We start from the raw sequence: 16,637 nt of genomic DNA on the forward strand, positions 1-16,637 counted from the left end.
GAAGTGGGGGTAGTTGACTATGCAGATTGAATATCGTGAAGGCTTGCTGTTTGCATCGATCGAAATCGTTTATCAAGGAAGGTCTAAGTTGATTCATAATATGGTGATTGATACTGGTGCGGCGAAAACAGTGATTTCTCAAAATGCAGTAGAAGATATTCATTTGCGGGTAGAGCCGGGCGATCGTATTGTGGCTTATTACGGAATCGGTGGGAAAGAGTACGCGTTTACAAAAAAATTAGACTGTATTCAGCTAGATTCTTTCCAGCTAAGAGAGTATGAAATTGATTTTAGCGGGATGGACTATGAGGGGATTAACGGTTTGTTAGGATTGGATATATTGCTGGGCGCTGGATTTGTCTTAGACCTGGACAAGTTGGAGATGTATCGTTCTGGTTGAAATGGAACGCCCGCTCGAAATGCCAAAAAGAAGGAAAAGGCGCCCGCGACGTTGCGCTCGAGTTTGGCGGCGTCCGCTGGGAGCCAGGGGCGTACGTGTACGCTGATGCGGACGGCGTTGTCGTCGCCAACAAAGATTTGTCGGCAAAAAACGGTTGACGGCAACGCATTGGTTGTACTACGATGAAAACGGATGCTTGTTCCATGACAGCGCATATATGGCGGTAAGACAAACAAGGTGCCTAGCCCGCTTAGGGCTTGGGTGAAAAGGGAAGCTCGGTGAAAATCCGGCACGGTGCCCGCCACTGTGATGGGGAGCTTTGCGGCAACAAGTCACTGAAGGATGCTTCGGGAAGACGCCGCCAAGCGATGATCCTAAGTCAGGAGACCTGCCTTGTTTGGATCGGACGGATGCCTACGGGACTATAGGCAGACGTGCGGGAGAATGACGGCTTTAGGGGCCCTGTTTGGGCCGTTTACGGCTTTCGTATACATTTTTCTGCACCTCTGCTGTAGAGGTGCTTTTTCTTTTGCCGAAAACCTGCCCGTCTGTCTGCGTCTAAATTCTATCATTCTAGCCAAAAAGGGGGGATTCGGTGGCGACATGGGATTTGCGGGGAATGAAGCATCATGTGCTCATTTGCAACGGAGGGACGTGCCTCCGCCATGGCGGGGATGATGTGACAATGGCGGTGCGCGAGGAGATCGCCCGTCTCGGGCTTGACGATGCTGTCCATACAACAAGGACGCGCTGCAACGGACGATGCCAAGACGCGTGCGTGATGATCGTCTATCCGCAAGGCATCTGGTATCGACAGATGACGCCGGAGCGGGCGAAGGAGGTTGTGCGCGCCCATTTGGGTGAGGGGGTTCCGATGCGGGAGTGGGCGACGTATGAATACGAAGGCGAATTGGTGTTGACGCCAGCCGGCGAACGGGAGGCGCCAAGCGGAAAACGGAAAACGGAACATGCTGCGAAAGGAGTGAAGGGATAAATGAAGAGAGCGGTTCGATGGAGCGGAATGGCGGCTTTGTTCGTTTCCTATTTTTTGTTGACGAATGAAAATGAAGCGTATGCCATGCATATTATGGAAGGATTTTTGCCTGTCAAATGGGCGCTGTTTTGGTGGCTGTTGTTTTTGCCGTTCTTTGTGTTCGGATTGCGGCGGCTTGTGCATACGCTGAAGCAGCACCCCGAACATAAGCTTCTGATGGCGTTAGCTGGCGCGTTTACATTTGTATTGTCGGCGTTGAAAATTCCATCCGTCACCGGCAGCAGCTCGCATCCGACCGGGATCGGCTTCGGCTCGGTTTTGTTTGGACCATGGGTGATGGTGGTGATCGGCACAGTCGTTCTTCTCTTTCAAGCGCTGCTTCTTGCCCACGGAGGAGTGACGACGCTTGGGGCCAATGCGATGTCGATGGCGATCGTCGGCCCGTTCGTCGCGTACGGAGTGTATCAACTGTGCCGAAAAGGGGCGGTATCCAATCGAGCGGCTTTGTTTCTTGCCGCTTGTTTGTCTGATTTGGCTACATATGTCATGACGTCCCTGCAGCTTGCCCTGGCGTTTCCGTCTCCTGATGGGGGAGTCACCGCCTCGTTTTTGAAATTCGCCGGCATTTTTGCCATTACTCAAGTGCCGTTGGCGGTGACGGAAGGCATCATAACGGTAATCGTCTGGAACTGGCTTTCCTCCTATCAAGCTTCTCCGCTGTTCCAAAAGGAAAAGGGGGCGTAATGCGATGAAGAAAAATGGCTTGCTCGTGTTGCTGGCTGCTTTGCTTGTCATCATTCCTCTTTGGTGGGCGCGCGGATCGGAATTCGGTGGAACGGACGATCAGGCGGAAAAAGCCATTCAAACGCTCAACCCGCATTACCGGCCGTGGTTTGAGTCGATCTTCACCCCTCCAGGCGGCGAAGTCGAAACGCTTCTGTTCTCGCTGCAAGCCGCGCTTGGCGCCGGCGTGATCGGCTACGTCGTCGGGTTGTACAAAGGGCGTTCGGAGCGGAAAAACAGCCATGATTCGCGAGTTTGACCGTTGGGCGTATGACAACCGGCTGCGGGCATGGCGGGCGGAGTGGAAGCTGATCGTGGCGTTTGTTATGCTTGCCGTTGTCATGATGGGCGGCTGGCGCGAACAATGGCTTGTGCTCATCGGAATGGCGTATTGGATTGTCGCTCGTGCACGAGTGCCGTTTTCCGTGTATGGAAAAGCGATGCTCGCCGCCTCCGTTTTTTTAGGGCTCAGCCTGCTGACGCTCGTTGTGTCCGTGTCGGTTCCTTTTCAAATAACTTTCATCGACAGCCAGCTGCAGCCGGCTGCAAAGCTCGCCGTCCGCTCCCTTGCCGCCTGGTCGTGCTTGTTTTTCCTTCTCATTACGACGCCGGCGCCGGACTTGATTGCGGTGCTGAGGCGAATGCGGCTGCCGGCGGCGCTCGTGGAACTTTGCTTTCTTATGTATCGCTTTATCTTTTTGCTCGAGCAGGCGGCCGCAGAGCTGATGCTGGCATTGCGGGCCCGCAGCGGGGGAACGCATTGGCGGCATGGCGGGATGCTGATGTACCAACTATGGATGAAAACGTGGCAGTCGTATGAAGCGTTCAGCCGTTCGCTTGCGGCGCGTGGAGGCGTCGCGTCGGCTGGGCATACGCATCAGCGGGAAAAAGCGCATGTGCCTCTTGTCGATGTTGCGGCCGGCATCATCATGGCCTTGCTGCTTGGGTGGGCATGGCGGAAAGGGTGAAAACGTTGCTGCTGCGAATGGAACGAGTGAAATACGCTTATCAAGCAGAACGGTACGTGCTGAATGGGATTGATTGGGAAATTCCAGAGCGAAAAAAATGCGCCTTGATCGGGCCAAACGGCTGCGGCAAAACGACGTTGTTTCTTCATTTGAACGGGCTGCTGCGGGCGCAGGAAGGAGCGGTGTATTGGAAAGGGCGCAACATGTATGAACGCGGCGCTGATTGGACGCAATGGCGGCGTGAAGTCGGCATCGTCTTTCAAAACCCGGAGCATCAAATCCTCGCCCCGCTCGTGCGTGATGAATTGGCGATCAGCTTAGTCCATGCCGGAATCGATCGAGAAAAAATGGGGGAGGCGCTTGCCGCGATTACGGCGGAATACCACCTTCAATCTTGGCTGGACCGCCCGACCCATCAATTCAGTCTCGGACAGAAAAAATGGCTGACGCTCTGCTGTACGATGGCGGCCAAGCCGGACTTGCTCGTATTGGACGAACCGACCGCCTATTTGGATCAGCATCAGACAAAGCAGTTTCTCAAACAAATTGACGCCATTCACCAGGCGGGGACGACTGTGTTGATCGCCACCCATGACATGGATTTCGTCTGGCAGTGGGCGGATGTCGTCGCGGTCATGCACGAAGGACGGATCGTGATGCAAGGGGCACCCGAAGACGTATTCGCCGACCGCCAGCGGCTGTTGGACATTCGCTTGGATGTTCCGCTGTTCGTGCGGCTTTGGCAAGCATGGCGGCCAGAGGAAAAGATCGTCCCCCGATGTGTTGCGCCGTGAAAGGGACATGAGCGGCGAATGGAGTGTGAAAAATGGGTGCTAGTCGGCAAAAGGAGGGATCATGATGAGCGGCAAATTGCTCATTGTCGGCTTCGGCCCGGGAAGCGTCGACCATATGACGAAACGGGCTCGGGAAGCGATTGAAGAAAGCGACGTCATCATCGGCTACAAAACGTACATCGAACTTGTGCGCGATCTCATTGCTGGAAAAGAGATCATTAGCACGGGCATGACCGAAGAAGTGAGCCGCGCCCAAGCGGCGGTGAAGTGGGCCGAGCGCGGCAAAACGGTTGCCGTCATCTCCAGCGGCGACGCCGGGTTGTACGGCATGGCGGGGCTCGTGTATGAAGTGTTGATCGAAAAAGGGTGGACGAAAGCGAGTCCGATTGAAGTCGAAGTCATCCCCGGCATTTCCGCGATTCATTCGTGCGCGGCGCTGCTTGGCGCCCCGATTATGCACGATGCCTGTACGATCAGTTTGAGCGATCATTTGACGCCGTGGGAGCTGATTGAAAAGCGGATTGACGCCGCGGCGGCGGCCGATTTTGTCATTGCGTTGTACAATCCGAAAAGCGGGCGGCGCACTCGGCAGATTGTGGAGGCGCAGCGCATCCTGCTCCGCCATCGTGCGCCGACAACGCCCGTTGGACTCGTGAAAAGTGCGTACCGCGAACGGCAGCATATCGTTCTCACCGACTTGGCGCATATGCTGGACCATGAGATCGGCATGTTGACGACGGTCATTATCGGCAACTCGACGACTTTTGTTTACGATGGGCTCATGATCACGCCGCGCGGCTACCAGCGCAAGTATCAACTAGCAGCCGCCGTCCAGCCGCTCAAACCGCATGAACGGCTGCGCAAAGAGGCAGAGCCATGGGCGCTCGACCAGACGAAGCCGCTGAGAGAGCCGGACGAAGAAAACGGAGAAGCGTTTCGGCCGTTTGTCGCGGCTGCCTCCGCTTTCGGGGACGAGAAAGACCGCGGTTTTGCCGCCGTAGCGGTTTTGCCGCCAGCTGTGGACGCGGCGGCGAAGGAAGCTGGATTGGCGCCGGCAGCTTCCGCTTTTCCGCTGCCGGAGGAGCCATTCGTCCAAACGGAAAACCGGCCGTCATCCGCTCTGTTGCATCGGGTGAGAGAAACAGCGGAGGACGCGCTTGCAGCATTGGAAAGAAGAACGACAAAGAAGGCGTCCGCCGTGCTGTTCGAAGCGGCAGTGAGCCCAGGGGTGGCCAACAAGCAGTTTACTCCGGAGCAGCTCATCGCGCTTGCCGAAGCGGTCGGACCGGACGGGAAAATGACGTACACGCCGGATCATTATATCAAAATCGAGCGGGTGACAGAGGATCCAAAAGGGCTTGTCGATCGGCTCGCTGCTGTCGGACTGATGGTGATGCCGGTTGGTGATGTGCTGACGGTGAAGGCATGTGATTTTTGCGATGGAGAGAAAAAAGACGCCATTCCATATGCCGAGGAATTGGCGCGGCGATTTGGGGGCATGGCGCTGCCGAAAGAGTTGAAGCTTGGCATCAACGGCTGCGGCATGGCATGCTACGGCGCGGTGCGCGAAGACATCGGGCTTGTGTACCGGAAAGGGAAATTTGACTTGTTTTTAGGCGGGAAAACGGTCGGCCGCAACGCCCATCCTGGCCAGCTCGTTGCGGAAGGCATCCCGCCGGAAGAGATGGTGGCCATTGTGGCGGACATCATTGAACAGTACAAAGAACATGCTCATCCGAACGAACGATTTCATAAGTTTTTTGCCCGCGTGAAACAAATCGGCCGCTTTTCGTACGAGGAGGCCAAGACGGCGGCGAAGATCGAAACGCCGGCATGCGGTGAGTAACCTCGGATGGAGTGATATAAAAGAGAGGAGAGCGAATATGAGAGCCATTTTGTTTGTCGGCCATGGAAGCCGCGACCCGGAAGGAAATGAGCAAGTACAGCAGTTTGTCGACCGCCTGCGGCCGCGTCTTTCTGCTTCTTTCCATGTTGAAACGAGTTTTCTAGAGTTTGGCCGTCCGTCGATCAGCGAAGGAATCGCGCGGTGCGTTGAGGCCGGAGCGGCGGAAGTGGCGGTCATTCCGCTCATTTTATTGCCGGCTGGGCATTCGAAGCTGCACATCCCGGCGGAAATCGATGAGGCGAAAGCGCGCTATCCGCACATCATGTTTCGATATGGACGGCCGATCGGCGTTCATGAGCAGACGTTCGCGATTTTGCGCGAGCGTCTGCAAGAAATCGGCGAGCGGCCGGAGCAGCCTGATGACGGAACAGCGGTCATTTTGCTTGGCCGCGGCGGGAGCGACCCGGACGCGAACAGCGACTTGTATAAAATCGCCCGCTTGTTTTGGGAACAAACGGGCTATGCGCTCATCGAGCCGGCGTTTATGGGGGTGACGACGCCGTCGCTTGATGACGCCGTCCGCCGCTGTCTCATGCTTGGGGCGAAGCGGATCGTCGTTTTGCCGTATTTTTTGTTCACCGGTGTGCTCATCAAGCGGCTTGAACGGCAAGTGGCGCAATACCGCCTCGATCACCCGCACGTCTCATTTGCGCTGGCCGATTATGTCGGCTTTCATCCGAAACTGATCGATATCGTGCTTGACCGCCTGCAAGAAGTGCTCGATCAAACGGTGGCGATGAACTGCGATGTCTGTCAATACCGGCTGCACGTTTCTCACCATCATCATCACCATCATCACTAAAAAACAAAAAGGAGGAGCGCTGATGATTTTGATGTTGGCAGGGACGAGCGATGCCCGCGAATTGGCGGTGATGATCCAACAAGCTGGCTATTCGGTCACGGCGACGGTCGTCACCGATCACGCGGCCGAACAGCTTCGGTCATCCGGCATTCGCGCCTACGTCGGCCGCTTGGATGCGTCCCAGCTTGCCGAGCTGGCCAAAGCCGAGGGAGCCAAAGCGATTGTCGATGCGAGCCATCCATTTGCGGAGGAGGCGTCGAAAAACGCCATGCAAGCGTCGGCCGCTGCCGAATTGCCGTACATCCGCTATGAGCGGCAGGCGTCTTCGCTTTCATCCGAGAAGGTGACGTTTGTCGATAGCTATGAAGAAGCCGCCGAGCTGGCGGCGGAAAAAGGCGGCGTCGTGATGCTGACGACCGGCAGCAAAACGCTCGACATTTTCGCCGCGAGGCTCATCGGGCGCCCGGACGTCAAGGTGATTGCACGGATGCTCCCGAGAAAAGACAATTTGGACAAATGCGAGCGTCTTGGGTTTTCCCAAGAGCAGATCGTCATGATGCAAGGGCCGTTTACGAAAGAGCTCGATCGGGCGCTGTACCGCCATTTCGGCGTCACGGTCGTCGTCACGAAAGAAAGCGGCAAAGTCGGGTTTGTCGATGAGAAAATCGCTGCCGCCGAGGAGCTCGGCATCGAGGTCATCGTCATCCGCCGCCCACGGTTGTCATACGGCATCGTGCATCACGATTTTGCCGGCGTGCTCGATGCGTTGAAGCAACATGCGCCGCTTCCAACCGTGTAAAACGTGTTTTCAGAAAAAACAGCAAAACGTTTTTCGCGCCAATGGCGTCCCATGCGTCTGAGCTTGTTGCCTTCATGCGGGAAGCGAAGCGCACGGATGGAAGGAATGGGCTTCTAGCGGCCGCTCATGCAAGCGATCATGAAGAAAGGAGAGAATTGTCATGGACTTCCATACAACATTTCGTCCGGCGACGGTGCAGCCGGAACAAATTGAAGCGCGCAGCTTTCAAATCATTGATGAAGAGATCGGCGAGCATTCATTTACAGAAGAACAATACCGAATCGTTCAGCGCGTCATCCATGCATCGGCTGATTTTGAGCTGGGCAAAAGCCTCATTTTCCACCCGGATGCGATCCGCTCAGGCATTGATGCCATTCGCAGCGGCAAGCTCGTCGTCGCCGATGTGCAAATGGTGCAAGCCGGCGTCAATCAAGCGCGGCTTGCGAAGTTCGGCAGCGCGGTGCGCGTCTATATTTCTGATGAAGACGTGATCGCGGAAGCGAAACGGTTGAATACGACGAGGGCGATTGTGGCTATGCGCAAAGCGGTGAAAGAAGCGGAAGGCGGCATTTTTGCCATCGGCAACGCTCCGACAGCGTTATTGGAGCTCATTCGCCTCATCAAAGAAGGAGAGGCGCGGCCGGGATTGGTGATCGGCTTGCCGGTCGGATTCGTCTCGGCGGCGGAATCGAAAGAAGAATTGGCGAAGCTCGATGTGCCGTTCATCACCAACCGCGGCCGCAAAGGAGGAAGCACCGTGACTGTCGCCGCCTTGAATGCGTTATCGCTGCTTGCCGAGCGAGCGTGACGAACGATGGAAACGAAAAAAAACGCTGCGTGAAGGGTATACGACCGGATCGTGCGCGACAGCGGCAACGAAAGCCGCGCTCACGGCGCTCATCACTGGCCAAGTGCAGGCGGAGGCGACGATTCGGATTCCGATCGGGCGGGTGGTGACCTTTTCGCTCGCCTCTTGTTCGTTCGATGGCGAAACGGCGACGGCCTCGGTCGTGAAGGATGGCGGCGATGACCCAGATGCGACGCACGGCGCGCTCATCGTTTCCACTGTCTCGTGGGCCTCGTCGCCGGGCGTTCATATCGACGGCGGTGAAGGGGTCGGACGCGTCACCAAACCCGGCTTGCCGGTGCCGGTCGGGGAAGCGGCGATCAATCCAGTGCCGCGGCAAATGATCCGCGAAGCCGTCAATGAAGTGCTGGCGCAATACGGTCTACATCGCGGGGTGAAGGTCGTCATTTCTGTGCCCGGCGGCGAGGAAATCGCCAAAAAAAACGTTGAACCCGAGACTAGGCATCATTGGCGGCATTTCGATTTTGGGGACGCGCGGCATCGTCGTTCCGTTCTCCACCGCCGCCTACCGGGCGAGCATCGTGCAGGCGCTTCAAGTGGCGAAAGCGAACGGCTGCCGCCATGTTGTCATCACAACCGGGGGGCGGAGCGAGAAATACGCCATGCAAGAATATCCGCATTTGCCGGAAGAAGCGTTTATCGAAATGGGCGATTTTGTCGGCTTTACGCTGAAACAATGCAAACGGCTTGGCATCAAGATGGTGTCGATGGTCGGGATGATGGGGAAATTTTCGAAAGTCGCTCAAGGAGTGATGATGGTGCACTCGAAAAGCGCCCCGGTCGACTTTGGCTTTTTGGCTGCCATCGCCGAGCAGGCAGGTGCTGGCCCAGAACTGGTGGCTGCGGTGCGCGGCGCGAATACGGCGGCGCAAGTCGGCGACATGATGCAAGAGGCCGGTTGCATGAAGTTTTTCGAGCTTTTGTGCGAAGCGTGCTGCCAGGCGGCGCTTCACGAAGTGGGAGGCGGTCTGACGGTGGCGACGTCCATTTACACAATGAACGGACAACAATTAGGAAAGGCGGTGCAGACCGATGGGGACGATGAAGTTGATCGGTGTGGGTGCTGATGGGCAAGCAAGTCTTCCTGAGCTGTATCGACGCTGGATTGATGAAAGCGAGCTGCTTGTCGGCGGCGAACGGCAGCTGGCGATGTTTCCTGAATACAAAGGAGAAACGATCATCATCCGCCGCGGACTGGCGGAGCTGGTGGAGCGGCTCCGCCATGAGACGCGCAACACGGTCGTGCTTGCTTCCGGCGATCCGCTCTTTTACGGCATCGGCAGCTATTTGGCCGGCAAATTGCCGATCGACGTGTATCCGGCCGTCAGCTCAGTGCAATGGGCGTTTGCGAAAATGGGCGAGTCTTGGCAAGACGCGGCGTTTGTCAGCGTCCATGGCCGGCCGCTCACCGGTTTGGCTCAGCGGGTCGACGGGCGGCGCAAAGTCGCCATCTTAACCGATGAGACGAACTCGCCGGCCGCCATCGCCCGCTATTTGCTCGAGTACGGCATGACGGAATATGAGGCGTTTGTCGGCGAGGAGCTCGGCGGGCCGAATGAGCGATGCCGGTTTTTCAAGCTAGAAGAAATGGCAGAAACCGAGTTTCTTCCATTAAACATAGTCATTTTGCGGCAAACCGCTCCTGGTCCGATTTGGCCGCTCGGCATTGACGATGATGAATTTTTCCAACGCAAGCCGGACAAAGGGCTGATTACAAAGAAAGAAATTCGCGTCTTAAGCGTAAGCGCCTTGCGCTTGCGCCCGGACAGCGTCGTCTGGGACATTGGGACGTGCACCGGTTCGGTCGCGATTGAAGCGGCGAAAATCGCCCGCGACGGGGCGGTGTTTGCGATTGAAAAAAATGAATACGACCTCGAGATTTGCCGGCAAAACTTGCGCAAATTCCGCGTTGACATCACGCTTGTGCACGGCAGGGCGCCCGATCGGCTCGATGAGTTTGCCGACCCGGATGCCATCTTTATCGGCGGCACGTCAGGCGCGATGTCGCCGTTGTTGGACGTCTGTGCGAAACGGCTGAAGAAAAATGGACGCATCGTGATCAACGCGGCAACGGTTGAGACGCTTGCTGAAGCGGGCCGCGAGCTGCGCAGCCGTGGATTTCATGTTGACATCACGCTCGCGCAAGTGTCGCGAAGCAAGCCCATTTTAGAGTTGACGCGCTTTGAGGCGCTCAATCCGGTGTATATCATGACAGCCAAGCGGGAGGGAGACGAATGACCGGCACGTTGTACGGCATCGGTGTTGGCCCGGGCGATCCAGAGCTCATGACGGTGAAAGCATACCGCCGCCTAAAAGAAGCGGATGTCATCGCCTATCCAAAAAAAGGGCGGCAAAGCAAAAGCTATGCCGAACAAATTATCGACGCGTATTTTGCGCCGGAGGAAAAACGCCGGCTTGGGCTTCATTTTCCGATGACAAAAGACGTGGCCGTGCTTGAACCAAAATGGAACGAAGCAGCCGACGCCATTTGGGCGGAACTGTCGGCTGGGCGCGATGTGGCGTTTGTCACCGAAGGCGATCCGCTGTTGTACAGCACGTTCATCCATTTGATGCATGTGATGGAGCGACGCTATCCAGACGCGCCGATCGAAGTCGTCCCCGGCGTCAGCTCGGCGAACGCCGCCGCCGCCCGGCTTCGCCTGCCGCTTGCGGACGGCGATGAGCAAGTGGCGATCGTGCCGGCGCGTGACGACTATGAAGCGATGAAAGCCGCGATTCTTGCACATGATTGTGTCATCTTTTTTAAAGTAGCAAAAGTGATCGACTTGATGATCCGCCTCCTGCGCGAGCTCGATTTGCTTCATCGCGCCGCTGTTGTGACGAAAGTGACGTCCGGCGAGGAAGTCGTGTGGAAGGTCGAGGAGCTCGACGGAGCGGAGCTCGAATATTTGACATTGATGGTGGTGAGAAAGTGAAGCTGTATATCGTAGGAGCGGGGCCGGGAGCGCCGGATTTGATCACGGTTCGCGGCGCCGAGCTTCTTGCTGCTGCCGACGCCATTTTTTACACAGACTCGCTAGTGAGCGCGGAATTGATCGAGCGCTACCGGAAGCCGGAAGCGGAGGTGTTTCATACGGCCGGCATGCATTTGGAGCAAATGGTGGCGATGATGGCCGACAAGGTGAGACAAGGCCGGCTCGTCGTGCGCGTCCATACCGGTGATCCATCGATTTACGGGGCGACGCTCGAGCAAATCGCCTTGTTGAAAGAAGAAGGAATTGAAGTGGAAATCGTCCCCGGCGTCAGTTCGGCGTTTGCCGCCGCGGCCGCCGTGCAGGCGGAGCTCACCGTTCCGGAATTGACGCAGACGGTCATTTTCACCCGCGCCGAGGGGCGGACGCCGATGCCGCCGCGTGAGAAATTGCAGGAGCTGGCGCAGCATCATTGCACGCTCGTTCTTTTTTTTAAGCGCGACGCTTGCCAAAAAAGTAAGCGCGGCGCTCCTTGAAGCGGGCTGGAGCGGTGATACGCCTGTCGCGATCGTCTATAAGGCGACATGGCCGGATGAAGTTGTGATTCGTTCCACCGTTGCCACAATGGCTGACGATATGCGGCGCCATGGTGTGACGAAACACGCGATCATGTTGGCCGGTTGGGCGCTCGATCCCCATATTCATGAGCGCGGCTACCGTTCGAAGCTGTACGACCGCACGTTTACGCACGGATATCGAAAGGGGGAGAAGTAAGGTGGGGGCTGCTGCCGCGAACAACGAAAGACACGGCGCCTATGCTGTCGTGGCCATTACGAAACACGGGGTCGAGATCGCCCGACGCCTTGGAGGCGCTCTTGCGGGAGCGGACGTTTATTATACGGATAAATTCGCCCGCGGCGATGAAGCCAAGCACGGGATCCGCTTGTTTTCCGGCAACGTCAGGGCCTTGTTGCCGGAGTTGTTCGCCCGCTATGACGGACTCATTTGCATCATTTCGCTCGGCGCTGTCGTGCGGATGATCGCTCCGCTGTTAAAAGACAAAAAGACCGATCCTGCGGTCGTGGTGATCGATGATAAGGCTGAACATGTGATCAGTGTTCTTTCCGGCCATTTGGGCGGAGCGAACGAACTGACGCGGCGTGTGGCCGCCATATTGGGCGCCCGCCCGGTCATTACGACCGCTTCCGACGTGCAGCAGACAATCGCCGTCGATCTGTTCGGTCGCCAGTTCGGCTGGGAATGGGAATCGGCCGACAAGCTGACACCGGTGAGCGCCGCGGTCGTGAATGAAGAGCCGGTGGCGATCGTGCAAGAGTCGGGGGAACCCGATTGGTGGCCGGAGGGCCGGACGCTGCCGAAAAACATCACCGTGTACGGCTCAATCGCGGAAGCGCTCGCTGCCCGCCCGGCGGCCGCGCTTGTGGTCACTCATCGCCTGCTTGCACCGGAAGAAGAGGCCATTTTGCAAAACGGCGTTTTGTATCGCCCGAAAGTAATCGCGCTTGGCATCGGCTGCAACCGCGGCACATCGGCTGACGAAATCGAAGCGGTCATCCATGAGACGCTCAATGAGCTGCGCTTTTCGATGAAAAGCGTCAAAGCGGTGTGCACCATTGATTTGAAAAAGGATGAACAAGGACTTTTGGAGGTAGTCAACAAATATAGATGGGAATTGGTTGCGTATACGCCAGAAGAGCTGAACACGGTGCCGATCGAAGCGCCGTCGGAAACGGTGTACCGCTACACCGGCGCGTATGGGGTGAGCGAGCCGGCGGCGAAATTGTACAGCGGGGCCGATCGGCTGGCGCTGGTGAAAAAGAAGTCCGGCAATGTGACGATTTCCGTAGCGCTCATCGATCATCAAAAGAAAGCGACCATGCAGGGAAAGGGGAAAGAGGCATGCGACGGCTTGTCATCGCCGCACCGGGAAGCGGCGCCGGCAAAACGACCGTGACGCTTGGATTGATGGCGGCCATGAGGCAGCAAGGATATACGGTGCAAGGGTTTAAATGCGGCCCGGACTACATCGACCCGACTTACCATACGGCTGTGACCGGCCGGCCGGCGCGCAACTTGGACAGTTGGATGATGGGAAGCGAAGCGGTCAAAACGGTGCTCGCCAACGGTTGTCAAGGGGCTGATATCGCCATCATCGAGGGGGTGATGGGGCTGTTTGACGGGAAACAGCCGCTTTCTGACGAGGGGGCGACGGCTGAAATCGCCGTATTGACCGAAAGCCCGGTGCTGCTTGTCGTCGATTGTTCCGGCATGGCCCGCAGCGCCGCCGCCATCGTCCATGGGTTTCAAACGTTTCGCCCCGATGTGCGCCTCGCCGGCGTATTTGCCAACCGCGTCGGCAGCGAAGGGCATTTTCGGCTCGTCAAAGCGGCCATCGAGCAAACGTGCGGGGTGCCGGTCGTCGGGTTTCTCACGCAAGACGAAGCGTTGGCGCTGCCAGAGCGCCATTTAGGGCTCGTGCCGTCGGTGGAGCGCGGCGAACTGGATTCGTTTTTTGCCGAACTGGGGAGAAAGGTGGCGCGCACGATCGATTGGGAGACGCTTCTTTCGATTGCAGAAGCGCCAGCCCTTTGTTCTCCGGCGCCGCTCATTCGCCCTTCGCGGCCGTATCGCGTGCGCGTGGCGGTTGCCAAAGATGCCGCCTTTCATTTTTACTATCCGGAGAATCTGGAGATGCTTTCTGCCTGCGGCGCGGAGCTTGTCTACTTTTCTCCGCTCGCCGGCGAGCCGCTTCCGGATGGGGTGAACGGATTGTATATCGGCGGCGGCTTCCCGGAGGAATTTGCCGCTGAGCTGGCGCGGCAGACGGCGGCGAAACAGTCGATCCGGGCGGCGATTGAATCCGGTTTGCCGACGCTGGCTGAGTGCGGCGGATTTATGTTTCTCACCGAACAGCTTGTGACGACGAGCGGGGAGGCGTACGACATGGTCGGCGTCATTCCGGGGAAGGTCGTGATGAAGACGAAGCTCGCGGCGCTTGGCTATCGCGAAGTGCGCGGGCGGAAAGGGAATTTTCTATTGCCGGAAGGAGAAACAGCGCGCGGACATGAATTCCATTATTCGGTGTACGAACCGCGGAGCGAGACGCCGTTTGCTTATGACACGAGCGGCCGGAAAGGAACAAAGCCGGACGGTTGTCTAGTGCACCGGCTTGTCGCTGGCTACGTTCATTTCCATTTCACGTCCGCCCCGGCGATGGCCGAACGGTGGCTTGCCGAATGCGAGCGGGTGAAACGCGATGGCTAGAGCGCTGCCGATCATGTTTCAAGGCACCCATTCCGATGCCGGCAAAAGCGTCATCGCAACCGCCTTTTGCCGCATGTTCGCCCAAGACGGCTGGAAGACGGCGCCGTTTAAGTCGCAAAACATGTCGTTAAACTCATATGTAACGCCGGACGGGAAAGAAATCGGCCGGGCGCAAGGCATTCAGGCCGAAGCAGCCGGAGTGGCGGCGCGCGCCGAGATGAATCCGATTTTGATTAAGCCAAGCCGCGAGCATGAATCGCAAATCGTTGTGCTTGGCAAACCGTACGGCAATATGCAGGCGTTCGCTTACCGGAACGAGTTTTTCCACCAAGGGTTGGCTGTCATCCGTCAGTCGCTCGAAACGTTGATGAATGAGTATGACCGGATTGTCATTGAAGGAGCGGGAAGCCCGGCGGAAGTAAACTTAAACGACCGCGAGCTCGTCAACATGCGCATCGCCCGCCTCGCCAACGCTCCGGTCGTGTTGATCGGCGATATTGAGCGGGGCGGGGTGTTCGCGAGCCTCGTTGGAACGCTGTGGCTGCTTGAGCCTGAGGACCGAAAGCGGGTCATTGGGGTCATCATTAACAAGTTTCGCGGCGATGTGGCGCTGCTTAAGCCGGGGCTTGATTGGTTTGAGCAGCACACCGGCGTGCCGGTGCTTGGCGTCGTTCCCTATTTGCCTGATTTGGCGATCGATGCTGAAGATTCGCTGTCGCTTGAGCGGTTTGCTTCATCTGTCGGGGGAGAGGAAGCGATTGATGTCGTGGTCATCCGCTGTCCGAAAATCGCCAATTTCACCGACATCGACCCGTTTTTGGCAGAACCGGACTGCCGCGTCCGGTTGGTCACGCACGCCGATGAGCTTGGCGCGCCGGATGTAATCGTGCTTCCCGGCAGCAAAAACACGATCGAAGACTTGATTTATATGAAGAAAAGAGGACTCGCTTCCCGCATTGTGTCGCTTGTCAATGAAGGAAAAGCGAGAGTCGTCGGCTTATGCGGCGGCTATCAAATGCTTGGCGCCGTCATCCGCGATCCGTATGGAGTCGAGACGCCGCTCCCGGAAGTAAAAGGGCTTGGTTTGCTGCCGATTGAAACGACGCTTGAGCGGACGAAAATCACGATCCGTACGGAAGGGATGCTTACGTGGGCGGGCGAGCGGTTTTCGGTGCAAGGATACGAGATTCATATGGGCCGCTCGGCGCCGCTTCCTGGCTATGCGCCGCTTATTGAGGCGGACGGCCGCCATGAAGGGGCGAAGCACAGTGATGAGCGGGTGCTGGGCACGTACATGCACGATTTGTTTCATAACGATGCGTTCCGCACCGCGTTTTTCAACAGCATTCGCCGCCAAAAAGGAATCGCCCCTTCTGGCGTCCGACCCTTTCGCTCGCTCAAAGAAAAGGCGTTCGACCGGCTTGCCGCTCATGTCCGCCAGCACGTGGCGGTCGAGCGGATCGAACAGATGATGCGTCAATTTGGCTGTCGCGATCACAGTTGAAGTCCAACAACGGGAAGACACCAAGGCAATGGGCGTTGATTTGGGACTTCGTTATATCGCCGTTGTCAGCATTGGAACGAAATCGTTGTTTTTCAAGGGTAGCCAATGCGCTTTCATTCGCCGACGATATGCGGCTTTGCGGCGAACGTTGGGCAAAGCGAAGAAGTTCCATATGATTCGCAAAATCGGCCGTAAAGAGTCCCGCTGGATGAAGGATCGAAACCATAAAATCAGCCGTCAACTCGTCCGTTTTGCCCTCGCCAACGGTGTTGGCGTGATTCGGATGGAAGCGTTGACAGGGATTCGGAAGCGGGCAACATCGTCCAAAGAAGCAGGACGAAGCCTTCATTCTTGGTCGTTTCATCAACTGCAAACGATGATTGCCTATAAAGCGGAAATGGCGGGCATTCGGGTGGAGTGGGTGAAGCCGACCTATACAAGCCAAACATGCCGATGCGGGCATCGGGAGAAAGCGAACCGAAACGGCACCCGCTTCCGATGCCAAAAGTGCGGATATGCGATTCATGCCGATCTGAATGGCGCGATCAACATCGCCAAAGCGATTTCGGGCTTCGCCGCCGAACCTAGCGCACTGGTCACA

15 protein-coding genes, 4 pseudogenes and 1 riboswitch are annotated in these 16,637 nt (G+C 57.1%); all 19 genes and pseudogenes read left to right on the forward strand.

Annotated features, from left to right (window positions below):
- Positions 1-19: 19 nt before the first annotated feature.
- Positions 20-400 (forward strand): retropepsin-like aspartic protease, encoded by a 381-nt coding sequence (locus tag I656_RS09260; protein ID WP_008880146.1) that lies wholly within the window; start codon positions 20-22, stop codon positions 398-400.
- Positions 401-417: 17 nt separating this feature from the next.
- Positions 418-558, forward strand: a pseudogene (locus I656_RS09255) (S-adenosylmethionine--2-demethylmenaquinone methyltransferase); the annotation flags it as partial.
- Between the two features lie 60 nt (positions 559-618).
- A riboswitch (cobalamin riboswitch) is annotated at positions 619-811 on the forward strand.
- A 184-nt stretch (positions 812-995) separates the two neighbouring features.
- Complete coding sequence (locus I656_RS09250) at positions 996-1,394, forward strand: ferredoxin (protein ID WP_020754780.1); 399 nt, start codon at positions 996-998, stop codon at positions 1,392-1,394.
- Entirely contained in the window at positions 1,395-2,138 is a 744-nt protein-coding gene (locus tag I656_RS09245; RefSeq protein ID WP_020754781.1) for an energy-coupling factor ABC transporter permease, read from the forward strand.
- A gap of 4 nt (positions 2,139-2,142) precedes the next feature.
- Positions 2,143-2,436 (forward strand): energy-coupling factor ABC transporter substrate-binding protein, encoded by a 294-nt coding sequence (locus tag I656_RS09240; RefSeq protein ID WP_011231298.1) that lies wholly within the window; start codon positions 2,143-2,145, stop codon positions 2,434-2,436.
- The gene (locus tag I656_RS09235) at positions 2,420-3,145 is read left to right on the forward strand and encodes an energy-coupling factor transporter transmembrane protein EcfT (RefSeq protein WP_011231297.1); all 726 of its coding nucleotides are present in this window, start codon (positions 2,420-2,422) and stop codon (positions 3,143-3,145) included. The genes I656_RS09240 and I656_RS09235 overlap by 17 nt, the downstream gene beginning before the upstream one ends.
- Positions 3,146-3,150: 5 nt before the next feature.
- Positions 3,151-3,939, forward strand: a complete 789-nt coding sequence (locus I656_RS09230) for an energy-coupling factor ABC transporter ATP-binding protein (RefSeq protein WP_011231296.1) — start codon at positions 3,151-3,153, stop codon at positions 3,937-3,939.
- Positions 3,940-4,003: 64 nt separating this feature from the next.
- Positions 4,004-5,785, forward strand: a complete 1,782-nt coding sequence (gene cobJ, locus I656_RS09225; RefSeq protein WP_081212722.1) for a precorrin-3B C(17)-methyltransferase — start codon at positions 4,004-4,006, stop codon at positions 5,783-5,785.
- 37 nt (positions 5,786-5,822) lie between these two features.
- Positions 5,823-6,647, forward strand: coding sequence for a sirohydrochlorin chelatase (locus I656_RS09220; RefSeq protein WP_033005389.1), 825 nt, complete (start codon positions 5,823-5,825; stop codon positions 6,645-6,647).
- Positions 6,648-6,669: 22 nt separating this feature from the next.
- The gene (cobK, locus tag I656_RS09215; RefSeq protein ID WP_033005390.1) at positions 6,670-7,446 is read left to right on the forward strand and encodes a precorrin-6A reductase; all 777 of its coding nucleotides are present in this window, start codon (positions 6,670-6,672) and stop codon (positions 7,444-7,446) included.
- 160 nt (positions 7,447-7,606) lie between these two features.
- Positions 7,607-8,254 carry a precorrin-8X methylmutase gene (locus tag I656_RS09210; RefSeq protein ID WP_014195898.1) on the forward strand — a complete coding sequence of 216 codons (648 nt, stop codon included), beginning with the start codon at positions 7,607-7,609 and terminating at the stop codon, positions 8,252-8,254.
- A pseudogene (locus I656_RS09205) lies at positions 8,223-9,381 on the forward strand (cobalt-precorrin-5B (C(1))-methyltransferase). The gene I656_RS09210 and the pseudogene I656_RS09205 overlap by 32 nt, the downstream one beginning before the upstream one ends.
- On the forward strand, positions 9,347-10,552 hold the full coding sequence (locus I656_RS09200; RefSeq protein WP_020754788.1) for a bifunctional cobalt-precorrin-7 (C(5))-methyltransferase/cobalt-precorrin-6B (C(15))-methyltransferase: 1,206 nt from the start codon (positions 9,347-9,349) through the stop codon (positions 10,550-10,552). The pseudogene I656_RS09205 and the gene I656_RS09200 overlap by 35 nt, the downstream one beginning before the upstream one ends.
- Positions 10,549-11,250 (forward strand): precorrin-2 C(20)-methyltransferase, encoded by a 702-nt coding sequence (cobI, locus tag I656_RS09195; protein ID WP_020754789.1) that lies wholly within the window; start codon positions 10,549-10,551, stop codon positions 11,248-11,250. The genes I656_RS09200 and cobI overlap by 4 nt, the downstream gene beginning before the upstream one ends.
- A pseudogene (gene cobM, locus I656_RS0115360) lies at positions 11,247-12,021 on the forward strand (precorrin-4 C(11)-methyltransferase). Before cobI ends, cobM begins: the two are co-directional and overlap by 4 nt.
- A gap of 1 nt (position 12,022) precedes the next feature.
- Positions 12,023-13,222, forward strand: coding sequence for a cobalt-precorrin 5A hydrolase (locus tag I656_RS09190; protein ID WP_020754792.1), 1,200 nt, complete (start codon positions 12,023-12,025; stop codon positions 13,220-13,222).
- Positions 13,168-14,532, forward strand: a complete 1,365-nt coding sequence (locus I656_RS09185) for a cobyrinate a,c-diamide synthase (protein WP_020754793.1) — start codon at positions 13,168-13,170, stop codon at positions 14,530-14,532. The genes I656_RS09190 and I656_RS09185 overlap by 55 nt, the downstream gene beginning before the upstream one ends.
- Complete coding sequence (locus tag I656_RS09180; protein ID WP_020754794.1) at positions 14,525-16,036, forward strand: cobyric acid synthase; 1,512 nt, start codon at positions 14,525-14,527, stop codon at positions 16,034-16,036. Before I656_RS09185 ends, I656_RS09180 begins: the two co-directional genes overlap by 8 nt.
- Positions 16,014-16,637, forward strand: a pseudogene (locus I656_RS09175) (RNA-guided endonuclease TnpB family protein); the annotation flags it as partial. The gene I656_RS09180 and the pseudogene I656_RS09175, both read left to right, overlap by 23 nt.

The sequence above is a fragment of the Geobacillus sp. WSUCF1 genome (assembly GCF_000422025.1).
GTDB lineage: Bacteria > Bacillota > Bacilli > Bacillales > Anoxybacillaceae > Geobacillus > Geobacillus zalihae.